The 22,595-nt window shown below is 68.0% G+C and carries 23 protein-coding genes; 6 read left to right on the plus strand and 17 right to left on the minus strand.

Annotation, left to right across the window (positions count from 1 at the left end; genetic code table 11):
• Positions 1-180 precede the first annotated feature (180 nt).
• From rpsI to JGR78_RS11290, 3 genes are all read right to left on the minus strand, one after another.
• Complete coding sequence (gene rpsI, locus JGR78_RS11280; RefSeq protein ID WP_182792144.1) at positions 181-702, minus strand: 30S ribosomal protein S9; 522 nt, start codon at positions 700-702, stop codon at positions 181-183.
• Between the two features lie 2 nt (positions 703-704).
• Positions 705-1,169, minus strand: a complete 465-nt coding sequence (gene rplM, locus JGR78_RS11285; protein ID WP_182792143.1) for a 50S ribosomal protein L13 — start codon at positions 1,167-1,169, stop codon at positions 705-707.
• 134 nt (positions 1,170-1,303) lie between these two features.
• On the minus strand, positions 1,304-1,717 hold the full coding sequence (locus tag JGR78_RS11290) for a PaaI family thioesterase (RefSeq protein WP_182792161.1): 414 nt from the start codon (positions 1,715-1,717) through the stop codon (positions 1,304-1,306).
• A 60-nt stretch (positions 1,718-1,777) separates the two neighbouring features.
• Here JGR78_RS11290 and JGR78_RS11295 point away from each other — a divergent pair, with 60 nt between their 5' ends.
• Positions 1,778-2,614: an enoyl-CoA hydratase gene (locus JGR78_RS11295; protein ID WP_182792142.1), complete on the plus strand. Its 837-nt coding sequence runs from the start codon at positions 1,778-1,780 to the stop codon at positions 2,612-2,614.
• Here JGR78_RS11295 and JGR78_RS11300 read toward each other — a convergent pair.
• The 5 genes from JGR78_RS11300 to purQ form a co-directional block, all read right to left on the minus strand.
• Complete coding sequence (locus JGR78_RS11300) at positions 2,569-3,306, minus strand: cytochrome c biogenesis CcdA family protein (protein ID WP_182803738.1); 738 nt, start codon at positions 3,304-3,306, stop codon at positions 2,569-2,571. The genes JGR78_RS11295 and JGR78_RS11300 overlap by 46 nt on opposite strands.
• A gap of 77 nt (positions 3,307-3,383) precedes the next feature.
• On the minus strand, positions 3,384-6,401 hold the full coding sequence (locus tag JGR78_RS11305) for a ribonuclease E/G (protein ID WP_182803740.1): 3,018 nt from the start codon (positions 6,399-6,401) through the stop codon (positions 3,384-3,386).
• A gap of 507 nt (positions 6,402-6,908) precedes the next feature.
• Positions 6,909-8,237 (minus strand): sigma-54 dependent transcriptional regulator, encoded by a 1,329-nt coding sequence (locus JGR78_RS11310; protein WP_182792139.1) that lies wholly within the window; start codon positions 8,235-8,237, stop codon positions 6,909-6,911.
• 14 nt (positions 8,238-8,251) lie between these two features.
• A complete protein-coding gene (locus JGR78_RS11315; protein WP_182803742.1) occupies positions 8,252-10,057 on the minus strand; it encodes an ATP-binding protein in 1,806 nt (601 codons plus the stop codon).
• A 59-nt stretch (positions 10,058-10,116) separates the two neighbouring features.
• Positions 10,117-10,785 (minus strand): phosphoribosylformylglycinamidine synthase subunit PurQ, encoded by a 669-nt coding sequence (gene purQ / locus JGR78_RS11320; protein ID WP_182803744.1) that lies wholly within the window; start codon positions 10,783-10,785, stop codon positions 10,117-10,119.
• 132 nt (positions 10,786-10,917) lie between these two features.
• On the opposite strand from purQ, the gene JGR78_RS11325 reads away from it, so the two are divergent.
• Positions 10,918-11,706: an MBL fold metallo-hydrolase gene (locus JGR78_RS11325; protein WP_182803747.1), complete on the plus strand. Its 789-nt coding sequence runs from the start codon at positions 10,918-10,920 to the stop codon at positions 11,704-11,706.
• Between the two features lie 19 nt (positions 11,707-11,725).
• Entirely contained in the window at positions 11,726-12,274 is a 549-nt protein-coding gene (locus JGR78_RS11330) for a hypothetical protein (RefSeq protein ID WP_182792135.1), read from the plus strand.
• A gap of 63 nt (positions 12,275-12,337) precedes the next feature.
• Here JGR78_RS11330 and JGR78_RS11335 read toward each other — a convergent pair whose 3' ends face one another.
• Positions 12,338-13,552, minus strand: a complete 1,215-nt coding sequence (locus JGR78_RS11335; protein WP_182792134.1) for an NADP-dependent isocitrate dehydrogenase — start codon at positions 13,550-13,552, stop codon at positions 12,338-12,340.
• 239 nt (positions 13,553-13,791) lie between these two features.
• Between JGR78_RS11335 and JGR78_RS11340 the strand changes: the two genes are divergently transcribed.
• Positions 13,792-14,928 carry a Hint domain-containing protein gene (locus JGR78_RS11340; protein WP_182792133.1) on the plus strand — a complete coding sequence of 379 codons (1,137 nt, stop codon included), beginning with the start codon at positions 13,792-13,794 and terminating at the stop codon, positions 14,926-14,928.
• 42 nt (positions 14,929-14,970) lie between these two features.
• Here JGR78_RS11340 and JGR78_RS11345 read toward each other — a convergent pair whose 3' ends face one another.
• Positions 14,971-15,630, minus strand: coding sequence for an alpha/beta hydrolase (locus JGR78_RS11345; RefSeq protein WP_182792132.1), 660 nt, complete (start codon positions 15,628-15,630; stop codon positions 14,971-14,973).
• A 185-nt stretch (positions 15,631-15,815) separates the two neighbouring features.
• Here JGR78_RS11345 and JGR78_RS11350 point away from each other — a divergent pair, with 185 nt between their 5' ends.
• Together JGR78_RS11350 and JGR78_RS11355 are read left to right on the plus strand one after the other, a co-directional pair.
• The gene (locus JGR78_RS11350) at positions 15,816-16,283 is read left to right on the plus strand and encodes an Rrf2 family transcriptional regulator (protein WP_182792131.1); all 468 of its coding nucleotides are present in this window, start codon (positions 15,816-15,818) and stop codon (positions 16,281-16,283) included.
• A gap of 146 nt (positions 16,284-16,429) precedes the next feature.
• Entirely contained in the window at positions 16,430-16,942 is a 513-nt protein-coding gene (locus JGR78_RS11355; RefSeq protein WP_182792130.1) for a CAP domain-containing protein, read from the plus strand.
• 114 nt (positions 16,943-17,056) lie between these two features.
• Here JGR78_RS11355 and JGR78_RS11360 read toward each other — a convergent pair whose 3' ends face one another.
• The 7 genes from JGR78_RS11360 to JGR78_RS11390 form a co-directional block, all read right to left on the minus strand.
• Positions 17,057-17,839, minus strand: a complete 783-nt coding sequence (locus JGR78_RS11360; RefSeq protein WP_182792129.1) for an SDR family oxidoreductase — start codon at positions 17,837-17,839, stop codon at positions 17,057-17,059.
• A gap of 63 nt (positions 17,840-17,902) precedes the next feature.
• A complete protein-coding gene (locus JGR78_RS11365; RefSeq protein ID WP_182792128.1) occupies positions 17,903-18,238 on the minus strand; it encodes a hypothetical protein in 336 nt (111 codons plus the stop codon).
• Entirely contained in the window at positions 18,235-18,909 is a 675-nt protein-coding gene (locus JGR78_RS11370) for a hypothetical protein (protein ID WP_182792127.1), read from the minus strand. Before JGR78_RS11370 ends, JGR78_RS11365 begins: the two co-directional genes overlap by 4 nt.
• Positions 18,910-18,983: 74 nt before the next feature.
• Positions 18,984-20,309 (minus strand): hybrid sensor histidine kinase/response regulator, encoded by a 1,326-nt coding sequence (locus tag JGR78_RS11375; protein ID WP_182792126.1) that lies wholly within the window; start codon positions 20,307-20,309, stop codon positions 18,984-18,986.
• The gene (locus JGR78_RS11380) at positions 20,303-21,436 is read right to left on the minus strand and encodes an FIST N-terminal domain-containing protein (RefSeq protein WP_182792125.1); all 1,134 of its coding nucleotides are present in this window, start codon (positions 21,434-21,436) and stop codon (positions 20,303-20,305) included. Before JGR78_RS11380 ends, JGR78_RS11375 begins: the two co-directional genes overlap by 7 nt.
• A gap of 5 nt (positions 21,437-21,441) precedes the next feature.
• Positions 21,442-22,176 (minus strand): response regulator transcription factor, encoded by a 735-nt coding sequence (locus tag JGR78_RS11385; RefSeq protein ID WP_182803749.1) that lies wholly within the window; start codon positions 22,174-22,176, stop codon positions 21,442-21,444.
• A gap of 138 nt (positions 22,177-22,314) precedes the next feature.
• Positions 22,315-22,563, minus strand: a complete 249-nt coding sequence (locus JGR78_RS11390; protein ID WP_182803751.1) for a hypothetical protein — start codon at positions 22,561-22,563, stop codon at positions 22,315-22,317.
• Positions 22,564-22,595 lie beyond the last annotated feature (32 nt).

Below are 22,595 nucleotides of genomic sequence, written 5' to 3' on the forward strand. Positions count from 1 at the left end.
GCCTCGAAACGGCTGTTTCAGGACCCGGATAGCTTCCCAAGCCGGATCTTACATGGAATCGCAACGCTTCGGTGACGGAATCGGTTGCCGTGCGAGTCGCGACTCGCAGAAATCGGCCTGCCGAAACGAAAAAAGGCGCGGCAGATGCCGCGCCCTTCGAGCTTGTGCGATTCGAAGCGATCAGCGCTTCGAGAACTGGAACGACCGGCGCGCCTTGGCCCTGCCGTATTTCTTACGCTCGACCACGCGCGGATCGCGGGTCAGGAAGCCCGCGGCCTTCAGCGCGCCGCGCAGGCTGGGCTCATGCAACTGCAGCGCCTTCGAGATGCCGTGCTTCACCGCACCGGCCTGGCCCGAGAGCCCCCCGCCCGCAACAGTTGCATAGACGTCATACTGGTTGGCGACGCCTGCGATGTCGAAGGGCTGGCGCAGGATCATCTGCAGCACGGGACGGGCGAAATATTCCGCCATGTCCTTGCCGTTCACCGTGACCTTGCCCGAACCCGGCTTGACCCAGACGCGGGCCACCGCGTCCTTGCGCTTGCCGGTGGCATAGGCACGGCCCTGCGCGTCGCGCTGCGGTTCACGGACGACTGCGTCCTGCAGGCTGCGCGCTTCTTCCGAGGTCGAGCCCTGGACGGCGCCGGCACTGGCCGTGACCGCATCCCTCAACTGGTCCAGCGATTTGATGTCTTCGGCCATGTTCAGGCGCTCCGGGTGTTCTTGGGGTTCATCGCTTTGACGTCCAGCACTTCGGGCTGCTGGGCCTCGTGCGGGTGCTGGTCGCCGGCATAGACGCGCAGGTTGGTCATCTGCTGCTTGCCCAGCTTGTTGCGGCTGATCATGCGCTCGACGGCCTTGATGACGACGCGCTCGGGATGGGCGCCTTCCAGCACCTGGCGGGCGGTGCGGTGCTTGATCCCGCCCGGATAGCCGGTGTGCCAGTAGTATTTCTTGTCGTCACGCTTGTCGCCGGTCATCTGCACCTTGTCGGCGTTGATGATGATCACGTTGTCGCCCATGTCCATGTGCGGCGTGAAGGTCGGCTTGTGCTTGCCGCGCAGGCGGCTGGCGACGATCGTGGCGAGGCGGCCCAGAACGACGCCCTCGGCGTCGATCAGGATCCACTTCTTCTCGATCTCCGCCGGTTTCGCGGTATAGGTCTTCATCGGTCGTCCCTTTCGGGGGTGTGAATTCGGATAGGGGTCTATGCACCAAAGCAGCCCCGAAGGTCAACGACGGCACACATATAAAAATCCATATTAAACAATGGATTGTAGTATAGGTAATAAGATACCTTATCCTACTCGCCTGTTTTCGGCGGAATCGAATAGGTCAGCGATGCTCGCGCTACCGGCTCCTCCATGCCCTGGCTGCGGACCAGCACGTCCCCGACTGCAAGGACCCGCCCTAGCTTCAGCAGCCGGCACTCGGCCAGCAAGTCGCGCCCGGCCGCGGGCCTGCGCATGAAGTCGATGCTGGCCCCGGTCGTCACCGTCAGGGCCACCGGACCGATCCGCGACAGAACCGCGGCATACATGGCCAGGTCTGCCAACTCGAACATCGTCGGGCCCGAGACCGTCCCGCCCGGACGCAGATGCCGGTGCTCGACCGCCAGCCGCATCCCCACGCCTTCGCCGTCCACCCTTGTGACGCTGTAGCCGCTGACCTGCGGGAACTCGCGGGCGATGAACGCCTGAATCTCGTGCGGTTGCATCATGCTTTCCAGACCCTCCTTGCGGGCCTAGAGTTTGGCGTGACGAAGCAGAGGGTGACAATGGCGAACGCAGGTGAACTGATCCGGCGCGAGGATCACGGCCCGGTGGCCCGGCTGGTGATGACCAGCGGCGCCAACTACAACGCGCTGTCGATCGAGATGATCGCCGCGCTGACCGAGGCCTTCTCCGGGATCGCTGACCAGCCCGTGCGCGCGGTGATCCTCGCCGCCGAGGGCAAGGCATTCTCGGCCGGCCACGACCTCAGGCAGATGCAGGCGGCGCGGGAAGGCGATGACGGCGGCCGCGCGGCCTACGAATCCCTGTTCGCCGAATGCGCCACGCTCATGCAAGCCATCGGCGCCCTGCCCCAGCCGGTCATCGCCGAGGTGCAGGGCATCGCCACCGCCGCTGGCTGCCAGCTTGTCGCCAGTTGCGACATGGCGGTGGCCGCCGAGGGCGTCCGTTTCGGCGTCAACGGCATCAATATCGGGTTGTTCTGCGCGACCCCGATGGTGGCCCTGACTCGCGCCATCCACCCCCGCGCGGCCTTCGAAATGCTGGTGACGGGCGAGTTCATCGACGCCCAGCGTGCCCGCGAGCTGGGGCTGGTGAACCGCGTCGTCCCGCCCGAAAAGCTGGCCGAGGAAACCATGGCGCTGGCGCAGCTTGTCGCGACAAAGCTGCCGGCGGCCGTGCGGTTGGGCAAGCGCGCCTTCCGCGAGCAACTGGGCCAGAGCCTCGCCGACGCCTACCGGCAGACCGGCGCGGTCATGTGCGAGAACCTGATGCTGCCCGACACGGACGAGGGCCTGACCGCCTTTCTGGAAAAGCGCCCGCCGTCCTGGGCCGTTCAGCCAATGACGCCCAGCGCCGGAAAGGTTTCCAGCAGCCAGTAGCTGATGACGCCCAGCCAGCCGGTCAGAAGCAGCACGCCCACCCCGATCAGCAGCACGCCCGAGATCCGCTCGATCACCCCCATGTGCCGCTTCAGCCGGTTCATCAGCCCGATGGACCGCTCGATGAAGATCGCCGACAGCAGGAACGGGATGCCGAGGCCCAGCGCATAGATTCCCAGCAGGGTCGTGCCGCGAGCGGGCTCGGTCGCGGCCAGCGTCAGGATCATGGACAATTGCGGCCCGATGCAGGGCGTCCAGCCAAAGGCGAAGGCGAGGCCCAGCAGATAGGCCCCCATCGCCGTGCCACCCTTGTCCCCCGCCTCGATCCGCGCCTCGCGGTCGAGGATCGGGATGCGGAAGACATGCAGGAAATGCAGCCCCAGCAGGATCACGAAGATGCCCGAGATCGTCACCAGCATCGGCTGATACTGCAGGAAGGCCCGGCCAAAGGCCGAGGCCGCATAGCCCATCAGCAGGAAGACGGTGGACAGCCCCATGACGAAGAACAGCGCCGGCAGCACCGCGCTGCGCTGGCGTTCCTTCAGGGCCGAGACCTTCACCCCGGTCATGTAAGCCAGATAGGGCGGCACGATCGGCAGGACGCAGGGCGACAGGAAGGACAGGATTCCCGCCAGCATGGCGACAAGGGCCGCCGGCAGGATGGCGGCGTCGGCAAGTTCGATCCCAAACATGGGCGGCACCATGAAGAAAAGAACGAGGCCGGGGAAGCCCCGGCCTCGCGTCAGAACGTCACGGCTGCGTCAGCGGATCAGTTCGACCACCAGCCGCGCCGCTTGGGCCGCGCAGGCTGCGGCTCGGCCTCGGCTGCAGGCTCGTCGATGGTCGCAGCCTCAGCCCGAGGCTCAAGCTGAGCAACCTCTGCCTCGCTCGCGCCCTCAGCCGCTTCGGCGCCTGAAGCCTCCGTTCCGGCCGGCTCCGCTTCGGGCCTGTATTCTTCTGCATTATCGACAGCAGACGCCGGGCTATCGGTGTCCTTACCGGCGGCAGCCTCATCGGCGGGGCTGCCCTCAGCCTCGGTCGCCGGACCTGCCACATCGGCCATCGCAGCCTCGCCTGCGCGCTCGTCCGGGATCGCTTCAGCCGCGGCCTCCCCTTGCTGAGCACCGGCATCTTCCAACACCGGATCTGCCTCAGCCACGGCCTGATCAGAGGCAGCAACCGGGGCAGCTTCTTCCCCCGCATCCTGCGGCTGAACGCTTCCAGCCTGCGGCTCGGCAGCTTCACGGGCAGGCTCTTCACCGGATGCCCGCGAGGCTTCTATCATCGCACCTTCGGGCGCGTGTGCCGAACCGTCGGCCTCCTGCGCATCCTCCTCTGCATCATCACCCAACCCGTCCGCATTCGCCGGGATGCCGCCGGTTTCCACCGGCTCGCCCGCGCCCGCCGGAACGTCGCGGCTTTCGTCGATGATGCCCCCGGTGGTTTCCCCTGAAGCCTCGCCCCGATCCTCGACGCGACGGCGGGACCGTGACCGCGAGCGGCGCGAGCGGCTGGAACCGGCAGGTTTGCTGTCCCCACCCGCCTCATCCTCCACATTCCCGCTTTCGTCCTCGGCGATTTCGGCATCCGCCTCACCGTCATCCTCCGGATGCTGCTCGTCGTTCGCCTCGTCCCCGTTGCGGCCACCGCGGCGGCGGCGGCGGCGGCGGCGGCGCGAGCCGTTGCCGTTCTCATCCTCGACGACCTCATGCGCCGCGGATTCATCCGCCTCGGTCTCGATCTCGGCCTCGATTTCCTCCTCGGCCGCATCCTCGTGCTCGTCGATCTGCGCCATCAGGCGGGCATCGACCGACAGCGCAGCCGAACTCGGCTCGGGCACCGCGCGGGTCGCCGTCTTGAACTTCTCAAGCGTGTAGTCGGGCGAGATCAGCCCAGGGTCAGCCTCGACCCGCACCGACAGGCCATACCGCGCTTCCATCGTGGCGATATGCTCGCGCTTCTGGTTCATCAGGTAGTTCGCGACCGCGACCGGCGCCTTGACGAGCACCTCGCGGGACCGCTTGCGGGTTCCCTCTTCCTCGATCGCGCGCAGGATCGTCAGCGCCATCGAATCATCCGACCGGATCAGCCCGGTGCCGTGGCAATGCGGACATTGCTGGGTCGTCGATTCCAGCATCCCCGGCCGCAGCCGCTGGCGGCTCATTTCCATCAGGCCGAAGCCCGAGATGCGGCCGACCTGGATGCGGGCGCGGTCGTTCTTCAGCGCATCCTTGAAGCGTTTTTCCACGGCGGCGTTGTTCTTGCGCTCGTCCATGTCGATGAAGTCGATGACGATCAGCCCGGCAAGGTCGCGCAGGCGCAACTGCCGCGCGATCTCGTCCGCCGCCTCGCAGTTCGTCTTGAACGCGGTATCCTCGATCGAGCCTTCCTTGGTCGCCCGCCCCGAGTTCACGTCGATGGCGACCAGCGCCTCGGTGATGCCGATGACGATATAGCCGCCGGATTTCAGTTGCACTGTCGGGTTGAACATCCCCGACAGGTAGCTTTCCACCCCGTGCCGCGTGAACAGCGGCATGGGATCGGTGTAATGCTTCACGGCGCGGACCTGCGAGGGCATGATCATCGCCATGAAGTCGCGGGCGGTGCAATAGCCGCGCTCGCCCTCGACCAGCACCTCGTCGATGTCCTTGCTGTAAAGGTCGCGGATCGTCCGCTTGATGAGGTCGCCTTCCTCGTAGATCGGCGCGGGCGCGACCGACTTGAAGGTCAGCTCACGGATCTGCTCCCACAAACGCATGAGGTATTCGTAGTCGCGCTTGATCTCGGTCTGCGTCCGCTGGCTGCCCGCCGTGCGGATGATCAGCCCCGCGCCCTGCGGGACCTCAAGCTGCGCGGCGATGTCCTTCAGCTTCTTGCGGTCGGCGACATTGGTGATCTTGCGGGAAATCCCGCCGCCGCGCGCGGTGTTGGGCATCAGCACGCAATAGCGGCCGGCGAGGCTCAGGTAGGTGGTCAGCGCCGCGCCCTTGTTGCCGCGTTCCTCCTTGACGACCTGCACCAGCATGATCTGCCGGACCTTGATGACTTCCTGGATCTTGTAGCGGCGCGCGCGGGGCTTGCGGGCGGGGCGGATCTCCTCGGCCACGTCCTCCTCGGCGACGGATTCGATCTCGTCGTCCGAGCCGCTGTCCTCGGCATGGTCGTCGTCCGAATCACCGGCTTCCGCCTGCGCCTCGGCCCGTTCGGGGGCGTCAACGGGGGTGGGTTCGGGGGCGTTGGCATCACCGCCCTGCCCTTCGACCGAAGGATCGACCGCATCGCCACCAGCCGCCGAGAAGCCGGATTCGACGGCGGCATCCTCGGCCGACGGCTGTTCAGTCGAGGCGTCAATGACCTCCATCCCCGGCACGGCGTCGGATTTCGTCACCGCGTCGTCCTGCGAGGCGCGCTCGGCCCGTTCCTCGCGGCCACCACGGCTGCGCGAGCGGGTGTTCCGGGGACGGCGCTCCTGCGCGCTGTCCTCCTCCTCGGCCTCGGCGGCGGCGCGGTCTTCCTCGATCAGCGCGCGGCGGTCGGCTGCGGGGATCTGGTAGTAATCCGGGTGAATCTCGGCGAATGCGAGGAATCCGTGGCGGTTCCCGCCGTAATCCACGAAGGCCGCCTGCAGCGACGGCTCGACCCGCGTGACCTTGGCCAGGTAGATGTTGCCGGCCAACTGGCGCTTGTTCAGGGTCTCGAAATCAAAGTCGTCGACCCTGGTTCCATCCGCCACGACGACCCGGGTTTCCTCGGGATGCGTGGCGTCGATCAGCATTTTCTTTGCCATGAAGTGTTCTTTCGCGCAGCCCTGCCCGCCCGCGCAACGGCGGTGAGGGACAAGGGGTGCGGTGTGATGCGGACGCGGGACGAGCGCCGGGCGGGATTGCGGGACCGGTGGCGGCAGGGCCCGCGGGCCTTGCGCCCCGCCGGTTCCATCCATCGTCGTCCACCGCGCGATCCATCGCGTCTCTTTTTTCCTGTGCCTTCGGACCATGTTGCAGGAACGAAGGCGGCGAATGTTCAGGCGGTCGGCTTGTCCGGGGACGGGCGAGACCGCCGGCTTTTCCCACGCGACCGCTTGCCGGAAGCTCCGGCAGGGCGGCCACGTTGCGAAACCGGGTGCGGGACGGACGCGGCCGACAAGAGGCCGTGCCCCCGCATGGGGGCAACATAGGGCGTGACGCCGGCAAATGACAATGCGAAAGCGTCACCGCCGATTTCAGCCCTTGGTTGCAGGAATCCGGCCGCACATCCGATGCACGCTCAATGCACAGGCGATGCACGTCCGATACGACTAGAGATAGTCGCCGCGGCTCAGGCCGTATTTCGCCATCTTCTCGTTCAGCGTCCGGCGCGGCAGGCAAAGCTCGTCCATCACCGCGCTGATCGAGCCCTTGTGGCGGCGCATGGTGTTGTCGATCAGCATCTTCTCGAAGCTTTCGACATATTCCTTCAGCGGCTTGCCCTCAGTTGTCGTCGCGTCGGTCTGCGCCTCTTCGCCGTCGCCCATCAGCAGCGAGGTGATGGACCCCGTGCCGCGCCGGTTCTGCAGGACCGCGCGCTCGGCCACGTTGATGAGCTGGCGGATGTTGCCGGGCCAGGGGGCCTGCAGAAGCTGGGCAGCCTCCTGCGCGGTCACCTGGGGCGGCTCGCATCCGTATTCGTCGGCGAACTGTTCCGTCATCCGGGTGAACAGCGACAGGATGTCCTCGCCCCGCTGGCGCAGGGCGGGCACGGTGATCTTCAGCGCCGACAGGCGGTAGAACAGGTCGGGGCGCAGGCTGTCCTCGGCCCGGCGGCCCTCGGCGCGGGCGTTGGAAATGGCGATGATGCGCGTCTCGGCGGGCGCGCCCTGGTCGGCGATGAAGGCCAGCAGCCGGGCCTGCAGCGGATCGGACAGCGCCTCGATATCCTCAAGGCAGAGGGTGCCGCCGCGGGCCTCCTCGACCGCGGGCAGGCCCTCCTCGACGGGGCCGAAAAGCCGGGTCGCCAGCGCCTCGTCGTTATAGGCGGCGCAACTGATGGGGACGAACTTCTTGGACGCCCGCGGCCCGACCGCATGCAGCGCATGGGCCACCAGCGTCTTGCCGGTCCCGGTCTCGCCGTCGATCAGGACGTGGCCGTCGGCCTGCCCCAGATCGAGGATATCCTCGCGCAGCCGGTCCATCGCGGGCGAGGCGCCGACCAGCTTGGACATGACCTGCTGGCCTTCGGAAAGATCCCGGCGCAGGGCGCGGTTGTCCAGCGTGATCCGGCGGGCCTGCGTGGCCTTCTTGGCCAGTTCCGTCATCCGGTCGGGGTTGAAGGGCTTTTCCATGAAGTCCATCGCGCCCAGCCGCATCGCCTCGACCGCCATCGGCACGTCGCCGTGGCCGGTGATCATGATGACCGGCAGGCCCGAATCCTGCCCCATCAGCCGCTTGAGAAACGCCATGCCGTCCATCCCCGGCATCCTGATGTCCGAGATCACCACGCCGGGCCAGTCGGGGCCGATGGCCTTCAGCGCCTCTTCGGCGCTGGCGTAGCTTTCGGTGCGGAAGCCCGACAGCGTCAGCCATTGGCTGATCGATTCGCGCATGTCGGGTTCGTCGTCCACGATCGCGACCGTCATCGTCTGCGCCATGTCATTTCCTTTCGTCATTCCGCAGCCAGCGGCCTTGCGCCATGCCGGGCGGGTTCAAACAATGGCAGCTCGACATCGAAGACCGCGCCCCCGCTGTCGCGGTTATGCGCCGTCAGCCGGCCGCCGAAATCGGCAACGATCCCCGACGAGATGGCGAGGCCCAGCCCCGTGCCCTCGCCGGGGCTTTTCGTAGTCCAGAAAGGCTCGAACAACTGTTCCAGGTCCTCGACCCCCGGCCCGTTGTCCCGGACCGACAGATGGGCATGCGAAAGCTTGTCCACCACCAGTTCGATCGAGGGGTCGCGGATCTGCTTGGTCGCGTCCATCGCGTTGCGGATCAGGTTGATGATGACCTGTTCCAGCCGGATGCGGTCGCAGAAGACCATCACCGGCTCGCGCGGCAGGCTGCGCTGCAGCCGGACGCGGCGGTTGCGCAACTGGGGTTCCATCATCGTCAGCGCGCCCGACAGGGCCACGCGCAGGTCCACGGGTTCAAAGGCCTCGCCGCCCTTGCGGGCATAGGATTTCAACTGCCGGGTGATCGTGCCCATGCGGTCCAGAAGGTCGTCGATGCGCTGGAACGAGGTCAGCGCCTCGTCCCCCCGGCCCCGTTCCAAGAGCAGGCGCGAGCCGGCGAGATAGGTCTTCATCGCGGCAAGGGGCTGGTTCAGCTCGTGGCTGACGCCTGCCGACATCTCGCCCAGCGCGGCCAGTTTCGACGCCTGCTGGACGGTCTGCTCGGCCACGCGCAATTCGCGCTGCATCCGTTCGCGTTCGGCGATCTCGCGCGTGAGCCGGTTGTTCAGCGCCCGCAGGTCGGCCGATTCGCGGCGATAGCGGGCGGACTGGACGCTGGCGCGGCGGGACAGGATGTAGAAGCCCGCCGCCATCAGGATGGCAAAGCCCATGATTTCCAGCGCAAGAAAGGTGTTCACCCTTTCGCGCACCGAATCGAAGGTCGTGAACAGCGTCATCCGCCAGCCGCGAAAGGGGATGCGGGTTTCCGTTTCCATCACCGCCTTGCCGCCGACATAGGCATCTACGGGTCGGTTCGACCAGTCGGCGGTGACCTGGAAAGCGCGCTCGATGGCCGTCGGGGCGGACCTGACGGCCAGCGCGTCCTGCAGGCCATGGCCCCGCCAGCGGGGTTCGGTGGACAGGATGATCTGGCCGGAACTGTCGGTGACGACCACCGCGTCCGAGATCCCCGCCCATGACCGTTCCAGCCGGGAAAGGTCGGCCCCGACCACGATCACGCCGACCGCCCGCCCGTCGCGCATCACCGCGCGGGAGTAGGTGAAATCGAAGCCGCCGGCGGGTCCCGGCGAGACGGTGAAGACGGTGTCGTTGGTCCGCAGCGCCTCGACATAGAAGGGGGCCGAGACGTAGTTGCTGCCCAGAAGCTTGCGGTCGGTGGCCCCCACGGTGCGGCCCGAGTTGTCCAGCAGCCGGATCGAGGCCGCGCCGATTTCCTTCTGCGCGGCGATCAGCCGGGCCGAGACGGTGGCGTAGTCCTTGCTGCTGAGCGCCCCGATCAGCGCCGGGTCGCGGGCCAAGAGCAGGGGCACCACCGCCGTGCGCTGCAGTTCGGACAAAAGGTTGCCGGTGTAAAGCGCCGAGCGCAGTTCCGCCCGGACGCGGGTGTTTTCCGAGAACCGATCGGTCAGCCAGACGTTGGTCCACCAGATCGCGCCCATCGCCGCCAGCAGCAGCAGGACGACGCTGATCCGGTTCACAAGGCGGCTGCGTGCGGCCGCGCGCGCGCGCAGCGCGGCGGGATGTCCGGGGTCGTCCTCGATCTCTTGGCCGCGGTCTGCCATGCCGGCCAATCTATGGGTTGGCGGGCTTCCGCTCAAGCGTCCGCTGCGGGGCGCGGGGGTTACGCGGCGACGGTCGAATCGATCAGCCCGTGGAACAGCCGCGCGCCGTCCGAGCCGCCATGCGCCGCTTCCGCGGCGCGTTCGGGATGCGGCATCATTCCAAGAACACGGCGGTTTTCCGACAAGACGCCCGCGATGTCGGCGACCGAGCCGTTGACCGGGGCGCGATAGGTCAGGGCGATGCGGCCCTCGGCCTTGAGCCGGGTCAGCCCTTCGGCGTCGATCTGGTAGTTGCCGTCATGGTGGGCGATGGGCAGGCTGATCTCCTCGGCGTCCGAGAAGGCGGACAGGAAGGGGTTGTCGCGGGCCGTGACGCGCAGGGGGGCGTCCTTGCAAAGAAAGGTCAGCCCCGCGTTCCGCATCAGCGCCCCGGGCAGCAGGCCGAGTTCCGTGAGCACCTGGAAGCCGTTGCAGACCCCCAGCACATAGCCGCCCCGTTCGGCATGGGTGCGAATCGCGGCGGCGACTGGCGAGCGGGCGGCGATGGCCCCGCAGCGCAGGTAGTCGCCGAAGGAAAAGCCGCCGGGCACCGCCACGAGGTCGGTCCCTTCGGGCAGCGCGTCGTCCTTGTGCCAGACGCGGGAAACCCCGGCGCCCGCGGACTTCAGCGCAACGAGGAGGTCGCGGTCGCAGTTGGAACCGGGGAATGTGATGACGGCGGCTTTCATCGGCAAAGGCTCCGGGGCTGGGGACGAGGTGGAGATAGCCCCTCGGGGCCTCCGGGAAAAGGGCTGGGGGGCCGGGAACCGCAGGCGCCCGGCCGGAATTGACCGTGGACCCCCGTTCCGTGGAGAGACACCATGCGCCTGAACCGACGCCAGACCCTCGCCGCCGCGCTCGCCGCAGGGACCGCCGCCAGCCTGCCCGCGATGCTGCGGGCGCAGGCCGCCGTTCCTGCCGCCAGCAGCGCCGGGGCGCCGGAGTTCCTGACGCCCTTCGAGCACGCCAGCCTGATGCTGACCCTGGGCGGCCAGCGCATCCTTGTCGATCCGGTGGGGGACGCCGGGCAATATGCCGCGGCGGGCACGCCCACGGCGGTGCTGGTCACGCATGAGCATGGCGACCATTTCGACCCCGACACACTGGCTGCCATCGTCACCGAGGGCGTGGCGCTGGTCGTCAACCCCGCCGTGGCCGAAAAGCTGCCCGAGGACCTGCGCGCCCGCGCCACAGTCATGGCCAACGGCGACAGCGGCGAGGTCGCGGGCATCCCGATCGAGGCCGTGCCCGCTTATAACATCACGCCCGAGCGGATGCAGTATCACCCGCAGGGCCGCGACAACGGCTATGTCCTGACCTCGCCCGACCACGGCCGCATCTATATCGCCGGCGACACCGAGGCCACGCCCGAGTTCCGCGCGCAGGCCGACATCGCGGTCGCCTTCGTACCGATGAACCTGCCCTACACGATGGAGGTGGATCAGGCGGTGGAAGGCGTGGCGGAAATGGCCCCGCGCATGGTCACCCCCTATCACCACAAGGGCAGCGACCCGGCCGAGTTCGCCGAAAAGCTGCAGGCGACGGGGGCCGGGACCGAGGTCGTGATCGTGGACTGGTATCCCGCCTCGGACAATCCCACGGGCGAGTGACGCGGGACAAGGAGAACCCATGACCAGAGTCCTGCTCGCGGCGGCCATGGCTGCCGCGCTTGGCACCCCTGCTGCCGCCCAGACCGACGGCCCGCCCAATGTCGTGCAGGGCCATCCCACCAACGCCTTCCTTCCGGGCTTTCCCGAAGAGATCGACGGCCTGACCCGCGCCTCGATCCAGAGCAAGCCACAGGAAGGGCGGATCGCCGCGACCTATCATCACCCGGACGACAGCCGGAACGTGCAGGTGCTGCTGTATCGGCTGTATGAGGGCGGCATCGCGGGCAACGTGGAACGGGCTGCGGCCTACATGGCGGACGGGGACATCCCGATGACGCGCGCCACGGTCCGAAGCCCTGCCGGCACCGGAATGGAGTGCATGGGAACCCAGGTGAAGGATGTGACCTACGCGCTCTGCGTGGCCGAGGTGCGGGGCCGGGCGCTGAACGTGCAGGTCGGCGAGGTCACGGGCCAGGAGGTCACGGAACTCGACCCTGCCGTGGTCGGGGGCGCCCATGCGCTGGCCGGAGAGATCGTGGATTCCATTGCCGCCGCGCCCGAAGGCTGATCCCGGCGCATGGAAAAAGGGCCGGGCATCGCTGCCCGGCCCTTTCCGTTGATGGGCGCAGGCTCAGCCCGCCAGCGCCTTGTTCAGGTATTCGTCCACCTTTTCCAGGTAGCCCATGGTGGACAGCCACTTCTGGTCCGGCCCGACCAGCAGGGCGAGGTCCTTGGTCATGTGACCGTCCTCGACCGCCTGCACGGTCACGCGCTCCAGCGTTTCGGCGAAGCGCTGAAGTTCCTCGTTGCCGTCCAGCTTGGCGCGGTGCTTCAGCCCGCCGGTCCAGGCGAAGATCGAGGCGATGGAGTTGGTCGAGGTCTCCTTGCCCTTCTGATGCTCACGGTAGTGGCGGGTGACGGTGCCGTGCGCCGCCTCGGCCTCGACGGTCTGCCCGTCAGGCGTCATCAGCACCGAGGTCATCAGCCCGAGGCTGCCGAAGCCCTGCGCCACGGTGTCCGACTGCACGTCGCCGTCATAGTTCTTGCAGGCCCAGACATAGCCGCCCGACCATTTCAGGTTGGACGCCACCATGTCGTCGATCAGGCGGTGTTCGTAAGTGATGCCGGCGGCCTTGAACTTGTCGGCGAACTCGGCCTCATAGACCTCCTGGAACAGGTCCTTGAAGCGGCCGTCATAGGCTTTCAGGATGGTGTTCTTGGTGGACAGGTAGACCGGATAGCCGCGGTTCAGCCCGTAGTTCATGGATGCGCGGGCAAAGTCGCGGATCGAGTCGTCCAGGTTGTACATGGCCATCGCGACGCCCGAGGAGGGGGCCTGGAAGACCTCGTGCTCGATGGTTTCGCCATCCTCGCCGACGAACTTGATCGTCAGCCTGCCCTTGCCGGGGAACAGGAAGTCGGTGGCCTTGTACTGGTCGCCGAAGGCGTGGCGGCCGACAATGACCGGCTGGGTCCAGTGCGGCACCAGACGGGGCACGTTCTTGCAGATGATCGGCTCGCGGAAGATCACGCCGCCCAGGATGTTGCGGATGGTGCCGTTGGGCGACTTCCACATCTTCTTGAGGCCGAATTCCTCGACCCGCTGTTCGTCGGGCGTGATGGTCGCGCATTTCACGCCGACGCCGTATTGCTTGATCGCATTGGCGGCGTCGATGGTGATCTGGTCCTCGGTCCGGTCACGTTCCTCGATCCCGAGGTCGTAATATTTCAGGTCGATGTCCAGGTAGGGCAGGATCAGCTTCTGCTTGATGAAGTCCCAGATGATCCGGGTCATCTCGTCGCCGTCGAGTTCGACGACCGGGTTGGCGACCTTGATCTTCGACATGGGGGTCCCCCTTTGGCGTTGGTGTCGCAGGCTCATAGCGCCAATCCCCGCGGATGGGAAGACGGTATGCGATGGTATGCCGCAGGCCATCAGTCCCGCAGCCTGCCGCTACGTCAATCGGCCTGACCTGTCTAAATAGCTAATAATTCTCGTAAAACTGTCTGGAAGCACAGGTTCGCCGAAATTGAAAGGGAATGTAGCACGACATCCATTACCAGTTTTCAGGTCAGGATGTTTTCATGGCGACGGTCAATTTGCTCTGGTTCGGCAACAAGCCGCAATTCAACACCACCCCCAATTCGACGGCGACGCAGAAGGAAGCCGACAAGCTGGTCGGCCACGAGGCTTTCGGCCCTTCCGAGATCAAGGCGGTCGCGGTCAGCGGCAAGGAATACAACGTCGGCACCTGGTGGAAGCCGGACTGGGGCTTTGCGACCACCTACGGCAGCCAGGCGGCCTCGGCGATGACCTATGCCTCGCCCGAGGACGGAACCAGGGTCTCAAGCCGGATCACGGGCTTCTTCGAGGTCGACTATGAACTGACCCTGCCCGATGAGACCACGGTCCGGCAGTCCGGCGTGCTGATCCAGATGGCCAATGGCGACATGTTCTTCCGCCCTTCGGTCAACACGCTGAAGGACTGGGACGGAATCGACGGGCTGCGCGGGGTCACGATCCTCAAGGCAAAGCCGCTTCCGGCCAGCACCTATCCCTCGTCGCGGACCTCCTTCACCGCCGAGATCTTCGATCTTCCCATCGTTCCCTGCTTCACCGTGGGCACCATGATCCGCACCGGCGACACCGAACGTCCCGTCGAAAGCATCGCCGTCGGCGATCTTGTCAGCACCCGCGACAACGGCCTGCAGCCCGTCCGCTGGGCCGGGCGGCGGATGCTGTCCGAAGCCGAGCTTGCCGCCCGGCCGCAGCTGCGCCCCATCCGCATCGGGGCGGGGGCGCTGGGCGGGGGCCTGCCCCTGCAGGATCTTGTCGTCTCGCCGCAGCACCGGGTCCTGGTGCGCTCGTCCATCGCGATGCGGATGTTCGGCGCGCCCGAGGTGCTGGTCGCGGCCAAGCAGCTTCTGTCGCTGCCGGGCATCGAGGCGGAGGCCGGCGCGGGCGGCGTCACCTACCTGCACCTGATGTTCGACCGTCACGAGGTGCTGGTCTCGAACGGTGCCGAGACGGAATCGCTTTACCCCGGCCCGATGGCGATCGCCGCGCTGGGCGCGGAGGCGGCCGCGGAAATCCACGCGATCTTCCCCGGACTGCGCGAGGATGAGGGCAGCTTTCCTCCCGCCCGCCAACTGGTGCCCGGCCGGCTGGCCCGCAAGCTGGCCGAGCGCCACGGCAAGAACCGCGTCGCGCTGGCCGGCTGATCCGGCGCAGGCCCCCCGCACGGTGCGGGGGGCCTGCGTCCTTCAGCGGGTGGTTTCCGTCAGCCTGCGGCGGACATAGGCCTGCACGGTGTCGATCATCGGCTTCATGTGGGCCTCGTCGTCGCGGAAGAAGTGGTCGGCGCCCTCGATTTCCTCGTGGGTGACGGTGATGCCCTTCTGCTCGCGCAGCTTGCCCACAAGGGCGTTGGTGTCCTTGGGGGGCGCCACCCGGTCGGCGGTGCCGTTGATGATGAGGCCCGAGGACGGGCAGGGCGCGAGGAAGCTGAAGTCATACATGTTCGCGGGCGGCGAGACGCTGACGAAGCCCGTGATCTCGGGGCGGCGCATCAGAAGCTGCATCCCGATCCAGGCACCGAAGCTGAAGCCCGCGACCCAGCAGTGCTTGGAATTGGGGTTCATCGCCTGCAGGTGGTCCAGCGCGGATGCCGCGTCCGACAACTCTCCGATGCCCTGGTCGAACTCGCCCTGGCTGCGGCCGACGCCCCGGAAATTGAAGCGCAGCACGGTGAAGCCCATCCGGTGAAAGGCGTAATGCAGGTTGTAGACCACCCGGTTGTTCATCGTGCCCCCGTATTGCGGATGCGGGTGCAGCACGATCGCCAGCGGCGCGTCGGGCTTGGGCTGCGGGTGGTAGCGGCCTTCCAGGCGGCCTTCGGGTCCGGGGAAGATAAGCTCGGGCATGACACTCCTGTTCGGCTGCGCCCTGCGGCGGTGTGGCCCGGGCGGGTTCCTTGACGCAGCGGATGGCAGACCTTAGACGGAAATCTGGGACGCGCGACCGGATTTCGCAAGAAACGGCAGGGCGGGCTTAGCGCAGGGCGCGAGACGGCGTCAATCGGTCCCGCCCGTGATCACACGAGGGGCAGATGAAGCTTTCCACAAAGGGCCGCTATGCGATGGTCGCGCTGGTCGACCTGGCGACCAGTCCGGGGCGGCTGACGACGCTGGCGGCGATCTCGAAGCGGCAGAACATCTCGCTGCCCTACCTGGAACAGCTTTTCGTGCGCCTGCGCCGGGCCGGGCTGGTCGAAAGCGTGCGCGGCCCGGGGGGCGGCTACCGGCTGGCCCGCACGCCCGAAACGATTCGGGTGGCGGACATCCTGGGCGCGGTGGACGAGACGGTCAGCGCGCTGCATGTCGGCGCCGGCGCCTCGGGGGGGCAAAGCGGGACGCGGGCGCAGTCGCTGACCAACCGGCTGTGGGAAGGGCTGTCGGCCCATGTCTATGTCTTCCTGCACAACACGACGCTGGGCGACGTGGCGATGAACGGGCTGCTGCCCTGCCCCGCCGTCCCCGCGATCCTGTCGGTCGAGGACGAAGGCGCGCCCGCCTGATCCCCGCCACGGCAGGTCCTTTACGGCTGGCCTTTTACGGCAGGGATGCAACGCTTGCGGCGCGATTGTCGCCCCACACGCATTCTTGGGTTTGAAGGACCCCATGCGGCCCGATAATCGGGCGCAAACCCTTGAACGGACCTGACATGACCAAGCTGACCCTTGCCGCCGCCCTTGCCGTGATGACGCTGTCGGCCTGCGCCATCCAACCGCAGGCCACCGTTGGCCCGGACGGGCAGCCGATCCCGGTGGCCTACCGGATCTCGGCCCGCGACGCCGCCGAGATCCCGACGCGGGCGCTGACCCAGATCAACATGCTGCGGACCCAGCAGGGGTTGCAGGCGCTGGTGCTGAGCCCGCAACTGGGCGCGGCGGCGATGGCGCATTCGCGCGACATGTCGGCGCAGAACCGGGCCTGGCACTTCGGCTCGGACGGGTCGTCACCCCTGGACCGGGCGCGGCGGCAAGGGTATGCCGGGCGGCTGCTGGGCGAGGACATCTCGGAAACCTACGAGAACGAGATCGGCACCCTGAACGCCTGGATGCAGTCCCGCGACACCCGCGACATCCTGATGGACCCGGCGGCGCGCGAACTGGGCATGGGCTGGTTCCAGGAACCGACCAACAAGATCTGGTGGACGGTGCTGGTCGGCGCCTGACGGCACTGTCGGACCGGGGCGCTGCCCCATCGTCGTATACGACGATCCCGGGATATTTCTACGAAGAAGAAACACTAGGGCCGCGCCGCCAGGACGCGGCCCTGTTCGCGCGCGTCAGACGGTGACGTTCAGCGCGCCGCCGTCGAGGACAAGGTTCTGCCCCACGATGAACCGCGCCTGCTGCGCGCAGAGAAAGGCGCAGGCGGCGCCGAAATCCTCGGCCCGGCCATAGGTCCGGGTCGGGATCGTGGCTTCGCGCTGGCGGCGAGCCTCGTCGGGGGTGATCCCCTGGGCATTGGACACGCCCTGGTCCAGCGAGGTCGCACGGTCGGTGTCGTGAATGCCGGGCAGCAGGTTGTTCACGCAGACGCCCTTTTCGGCGACTTGCCGCGACATGCCGGCAACGAAGCCGGTCAGGCCGTTCCGGGCCGTGTTCGACAGGCCAAGCTGCGGGATGGGCGCGCGGACAGCGGCCGAGGTGATGTTGACGACCCGGCCCCAGTTGCGGTCCATCATGCCGGGCACTAGTGCCTGCATCAGCGCGATGGCCGACAGCATGTTGCCGTCGATGGCGCGGATGAAGTCCTCGCGGCTCCAGTCCGTCCAGATGCCGGGGGGTGGGCCGCCGGCGTTGGTCACGAGAATGTCGGCCTGCCCGCCCAGCGCCTCCAGCACCTGTGCGCGGCCTTCGGCGGTGGTGATGTCGGCGGCGACGGGAATGACGGTGACGCCGTGAGCTTCCGCGATCTCGCGGGCGGCCTGTTCCAGCGCCTCGGCCCCGCGCGCGTTGATCACGAGGTCCACGCCCTCGGCCGCCAGCGCCTCGGCGCAGCCGCGCCCCAGGCCCTTCGAAGCCGCGCAGACCAGCCCCTTCTTGCCCCTGATGCCCAGATCCATGGTCAACCCCTTTCGATGTGCTGGCCGAACGAACCCTTGTCCGCCTCCAAGGTCAAGTGCGCGTTAGAAGCAGAGGATCTCGGCCTCGGCCTCGGCGCGGCGCAGGTCGGCGACCATCATCTCCATCATCCCGCCGCCCCGGAACATGCCGGACCGCTCGCCGGTGGTCTGGCGCATCCGCAGCACCGTCTCGGCGGCGGCATAATCGTCAAAGGGCAGCACGTCGGCGATGGCGTCGATGGCGCAGGAACAGCGCTGCAGCGCATCCGGTGTCTCGCCATTGGCCGCCATGCAGGCGACCGCGTATTCGACGCGGCTGGCGGTCGGGTAGTCGTTCACCTCTTGCGCGGCCGCAGCGCCGGCGGCGAGCAGCCCCGACAGGGCGAAAGCGGCCCTCATTGCATCACCAGCGCATGGCGGTAGGGGGCGGGGGCGATCACCTGCCCCGCCATCTCGCGCGGGGTTTCCACGGCGACAGGCTGGCCCGTCTCGGCCACCATCTCACGGATGGGGGCAGTGGCGTCCTCGCCCATGACGAAGCGCAGTTCCAGCGCGGCGAAGCCGCCCATGCGTTCGGCGTTGGGGTCGCCGTCGAAGGGCCGCGCCACCACGGTGGTGACGCCGCCTTCCCGCTGGACCGAGCCGCCCCGGAACACCGCGTCCTTGATGCGGTTGCGGATGTAATGGGGATTGCCGCCGGTCAGGGTCGCCATGTCGCGGACGGTGTTTTCAAGAAAGAGGATCACCACCGGATCGCCGCCCGAGACCGGAAAGGGGCCGATCCTGCGGCTGGTCTCGCCCGCCGACTGTTCAAGCTGCAGCACCGGCTTGCCATCCGAGGTATCGCTGGCTTCGGACAGCACCAGCCGGCCGTCGCGGATCTGGCGGAAGCCGGGCAGCGCCGGGCCTTCCTGCGTCTCGGCCCAGGTCAGGGTCCGCGCGCCCAAGGCCCAGGGGCCACGTTCGGCAAAGATCAGGTCGCCCGCCTCGCTGGCGGCAAGCGGCGCGGCGAGGCCGCAGGCCAGCAGCGCGGCGGCCAGTCCTGCGCGCAGGCTTTTCAGGTATCGCATCGGGTCTCCTCCGTTGCGGGTCACGATGAAGCGGCGCCCGGCACTTGCCAAGCCCCTGCCTGCCCGCGCATCCGTCAGCGTGAGAGCACCCGCAGCAGGATCGCGCCCAGTTCCTCGGGGCGGACCGGCTTTTCGACCAGCGGCACGTCCAGCGCGGCGCAGTCGCGGGCGATCTGCGGGTCGCGCTGGGCCGTCACCATCACCGCGGGCACCCGCTGGCCGGCGGCGGCGCGCAGCGCCCGGATCGCGGCCATGCCGGTATCGCCGTTGTCGAGGTTGTAGTCGGCCAGGATCACGTCGGGCGGATCGTCCTGCCCCATCGCCGCCAGCGCCTCGGCGGTGCCGCCGGTCGCGCGCACGACCATGCCGAAGCGTCCGGCCAGCATCAGCTCATACCCCCGCCGCATGGCCGCGTCGTTTTCCACGATCAGCGCCACGCGGGCGCGCAGGGCGTGGGGGGCGGCATCCGGGCATCCCTGACACTCGCCCTTGGGCTGGACCGGCGGCAGGCCGACGCGGAAGACGGTGCCGCGGCCGGGCTGGCTCTCCACCTCCAGCGGGTGGCCCAGCTTGACGCAGGCCCGGCGCACGATCGACAGGCCCAGGCCCATGCCCTGCGGCCCGCCGTCGCGCACGGCGCGCTGGAACTCGTCGAAGATGCGGGCGCGGTCGGATTCGCTGATGCCGGTGCCGCTGTCGTGCACCTCAAGCCAGATCAGCCCGGCGCGGCGGCGGACGCCCACGACCACGCCACCGCTTTCGGTATACTTGATCGCGTTCGACACAAGGTTCTGGGCGATGCGGCGCAGGAATGTCGGGTCGCTGTCCACCACCGCCGAGGTCGGCACGAAGCTGAGCCGCAGCCCCGCGGCCTCGGCCATCGGCGCGTATTCGACGGCGAGGCGGCGGAACAGGGTGTCGAGTTCGACGGGCTTGCGGTGGAACTCGATCCGCTGGCTGTCCAGCCGGCTGATGTCGAGAACGGCGTGCATCAGTTCCTCGACCGACTCGAAGGCCCCGGCAAGGCGGCCCGCAAGCTCCTGCTGCAGAGGGTCGAGGTTCGTGTCGGTCAGCGCCGACAGGAACAGCCGGGCGGCAGCCAGTGGCTGCAGCAGGTCGTGGCTGGCCGCGCGCAGGAAGCGGGTCTTGGACCGGTTGGCCTCCTCGGCCGCCGCGCGGGCCACGGCGAGGTCGCGGTTCTTTTCCGACAGGTCCGCAAGCGCCTGTTCAAGATCGCGGGTGCGGGCCAGCGCCTCGCGTTCCAGGGCCACGGCGGCCTGGAACATCGACCAGGCGGAACCGCGCGTTTCCTCAAGCCGGTCCACGCGCTCGATCAGCACCTCGGCGATGCGTTCCAGCTTTTCGGCGCGCCGGACGGGATCGTCACTGTTTCTCAGCATTGCGGCGGGTCAGGCTCCATCAGCGCCAGGCCGACAAAGGTCTGGTTGACATGCATCCCGCTCATCTGCTCGCCATAGGTGTTGAAGCCGCAGACGCGGTAGCGGTGAAACAGGTCGGCCATCGCCTCGGTCATGCCGGCCTGTTCCACCGCCAGCCTTCGCAGGATGCAGTCAAAGCCCAGCACGATCAGCGGCGGGCGCGGCAGGGCGTCCAGCGCGTCGGCAAAGCCCGCGGTCACGTCGCCCGCCTGCCCCAGCGTCAGAACGGTTCCCGGTTCCACCGCCGACATCAGGCGCAGACTGCCCGTCTCGCCGACCTCGCTGATGGCGCGGACGTGATAACGGCGGCCCGTCTTCAGCAGCAGCGGGTGGCGGGCGAAATCGGCGCGTTTCAGGTGGTCGGGGTCGAGGCCCGCAAGGCGGGCGTATTCCTGGGCGGCGGGTTCGGCGTTCAGTTCGAGGATCTCGCGCTTGCAGGGATCGGCATGGGTGACGACAGCGCGCCGGGGGGTCGGGGCGAAATGGGCAAAGCTGACCTCGGACACCGACAGCACCGTTTCGACCAGCACGAAGACGGCGGCGCCGGGGACCACCTCGCCGTCGAGGATCTGGCAGCTATCCTGGAAATCCGGCCCATCGCCGGCCGAGCCGCCCACCACCGGCAGGCCGGGGAAGGCAGCGTCGAGGGTCGAGACCAGCACGTCCTCGTTGCAGGCGGTGCCGTCGGCCAGAAGGATGCCGAACTGCGCGCGGGCAGGGTCGGGCGCGAAGCCGTCGCGCAACTGGCGCAGTTGCGACAGCCAGGCCGAGACCGGGATCGACGACTGGTCGGCCAGCGCCAGCGCGCCCACCCGGAAGGCGGGGCGGGGAAAGCCGATGGCGACCACGGTGCCACGCTGGTAGCCCTGCGCGCCGATCTCGCCCGCCGAGGAACAGCCGGCGATGCGGGTGCCCGGCAGCATCCCGGTCAGTTCGCCCGCGATCCCGCCCAGCGCCGCCTTGGGCGAGCCGAACATCAGCACCAGTGCCGGGTCGCAGCCGGAGAGCCCGCGCGCCAAGGCTGCGGCGCCGCCCGGATCGTCGGCCTGGACGCTGACCGTGACGGGCGCAAGGCCGGCGACTGTCATCGCGCTCAGCCCGGCTCGAACAGGCGGGCGCTGTTGGCCAGCAGCACGGCCTGTGTGCGGCGGCGGGCGTTGATCTTGGACATGATCGCGGTGATGTGGGTCTTGACCGTCGCCTCGGCGATCGACAGCTCGTAGCTGATTTCCTTGTTGGCCTTGCCTTGGCAGATCAGCCGCAGGATCTTCATCTGCTGCGGCGTCAGCGTGGCGAAGCGGCGGGCAAGCTCGGCCCGCGCGTCCTCCTCGGTCCCGCCATCCTCGGGCTCGTAGCCCTCGGGCGTGACGCGCTCGCCCTCCCACATGCGGCGCAGGCTGTCCACCAGCGCCTCGCGGCCCAGCGACTTGGAAATATAGCCCTGCGCCCCCGCGGCGATGGCGGCCGAGATCATGGCGTTTTCCAGATCGGCCGAGATCATGGTGATCGGCACGTCCGGCAACTGCCGGCGCAGGGTGACGATGCCTTCCGCTCCCCGCGCATCGGGCAGGTTGAGGTCCAGGATCACCGCGTCGGGCGCCCCGTGGGTGCGGATTTGTTCCACGGCGGCGGCAAGGCTGCGCGCCGTCCGCACGGTCTTGCGGCCGAAGCTGATCTTCAGCGTCAGGGCCAGCGCGTCGCACATCAGCGGGTGGTCATCGACGATCAGGATGTCCTTGACGCGGTCGGCGGACAGGCGGGGCCGCGCGGGGGCGGGTGCGGTGCCGGTCCCGCGGTCGGGCTCGGCGTTCTGGCTGGCTGTTGTCATGGTTCTTCCTCCCCGGTCGGGCGCATCGGCGGGGACGCGGTCCCGGGCTTCAGTCTAGGACCATGCGTCCCATGCGCAAGCCCGTGTCGACCGGCCCGCAGGGCCTTGGGGCGCAGCCCCGCGGGTGCTGGCGCGGGGCTACCAATGCCAGTCGCTCAGCGTGCGGTCGATCAGCCCGTGGCTGACGAATGTCCGCCCGCCGTTCTCGTATCCCGTCGGCGGCAGCCCGCCGTCCAGCCCGATATCCTTGCGCAGATAGTCGGGCATCGTCTGCAGCCGGGCGATTTCCGCCCGGTGCCGCGCCCGCGTCCGCCGCGCGGCCCAGAAGCCGCGCAGCCGCCATCCCCGCGTGGCCGGCGCCACGCCGCATTCCATAACCGTTGCCATGTCGCTGATCCTTCACATCAGGCTTGATGCCT

Origin of the sequence: Paracoccus sp. MC1862, assembly GCF_016617715.1 — a bacterium.
Lineage (GTDB): Bacteria > Pseudomonadota > Alphaproteobacteria > Rhodobacterales > Rhodobacteraceae > Paracoccus.

Coding starts and splice junctions, on each gene's coding strand:
- JGR78_RS11350 (WP_182792131.1), top strand. CDS start 15,816: ATGAAGCTTTCCACAAAGGGCCGCTATGCGATGGTCGCGCTGGTCGAC.
- JGR78_RS11385 (WP_182803749.1), bottom strand. CDS start 22,176: ATGACAACAGCCAGCCAGAACGCCGAGCCCGACCGCGGGACCGGCACC.
- JGR78_RS11300 (WP_182803738.1), bottom strand. CDS start 3,306: ATGTTTGGGATCGAACTTGCCGACGCCGCCATCCTGCCGGCGGCCCTT.
- JGR78_RS11310 (WP_182792139.1), bottom strand. CDS start 8,237: ATGGCGCAGACGATGACGGTCGCGATCGTGGACGACGAACCCGACATG.
- JGR78_RS11290 (WP_182792161.1), bottom strand. CDS start 1,717: ATGCAACCGCACGAGATTCAGGCGTTCATCGCCCGCGAGTTCCCGCAG.
- JGR78_RS11360 (WP_182792129.1), bottom strand. CDS start 17,839: ATGGATCTGGGCATCAGGGGCAAGAAGGGGCTGGTCTGCGCGGCTTCG.
- JGR78_RS11305 (WP_182803740.1), bottom strand. CDS start 6,401: ATGGCAAAGAAAATGCTGATCGACGCCACGCATCCCGAGGAAACCCGG.
- JGR78_RS11295 (WP_182792142.1), top strand. CDS start 1,778: ATGGCGAACGCAGGTGAACTGATCCGGCGCGAGGATCACGGCCCGGTG.
- JGR78_RS11370 (WP_182792127.1), bottom strand. CDS start 18,909: ATGCGATACCTGAAAAGCCTGCGCGCAGGACTGGCCGCCGCGCTGCTG.
- rpsI (WP_182792144.1), bottom strand. CDS start 702: ATGGCCGAAGACATCAAATCGCTGGACCAGTTGAGGGATGCGGTCACG.
- JGR78_RS11340 (WP_182792133.1), top strand. CDS start 13,792: ATGGCGACGGTCAATTTGCTCTGGTTCGGCAACAAGCCGCAATTCAAC.
- JGR78_RS11375 (WP_182792126.1), bottom strand. CDS start 20,309: ATGCTGAGAAACAGTGACGATCCCGTCCGGCGCGCCGAAAAGCTGGAA.
- JGR78_RS11325 (WP_182803747.1), top strand. CDS start 10,918: ATGCGCCTGAACCGACGCCAGACCCTCGCCGCCGCGCTCGCCGCAGGG.
- JGR78_RS11390 (WP_182803751.1), bottom strand. CDS start 22,563: ATGGCAACGGTTATGGAATGCGGCGTGGCGCCGGCCACGCGGGGATGG.
- JGR78_RS11345 (WP_182792132.1), bottom strand. CDS start 15,630: ATGCCCGAGCTTATCTTCCCCGGACCCGAAGGCCGCCTGGAAGGCCGC.
- rplM (WP_182792143.1), bottom strand. CDS start 1,169: ATGAAGACCTATACCGCGAAACCGGCGGAGATCGAGAAGAAGTGGATC.
- JGR78_RS11355 (WP_182792130.1), top strand. CDS start 16,430: ATGACCAAGCTGACCCTTGCCGCCGCCCTTGCCGTGATGACGCTGTCG.
- JGR78_RS11330 (WP_182792135.1), top strand. CDS start 11,726: ATGACCAGAGTCCTGCTCGCGGCGGCCATGGCTGCCGCGCTTGGCACC.
- JGR78_RS11365 (WP_182792128.1), bottom strand. CDS start 18,238: ATGAGGGCCGCTTTCGCCCTGTCGGGGCTGCTCGCCGCCGGCGCTGCG.
- purQ (WP_182803744.1), bottom strand. CDS start 10,785: ATGAAAGCCGCCGTCATCACATTCCCCGGTTCCAACTGCGACCGCGAC.
- JGR78_RS11380 (WP_182792125.1), bottom strand. CDS start 21,436: ATGACAGTCGCCGGCCTTGCGCCCGTCACGGTCAGCGTCCAGGCCGAC.
- JGR78_RS11335 (WP_182792134.1), bottom strand. CDS start 13,552: ATGTCGAAGATCAAGGTCGCCAACCCGGTCGTCGAACTCGACGGCGAC.
- JGR78_RS11315 (WP_182803742.1), bottom strand. CDS start 10,057: ATGGCAGACCGCGGCCAAGAGATCGAGGACGACCCCGGACATCCCGCC.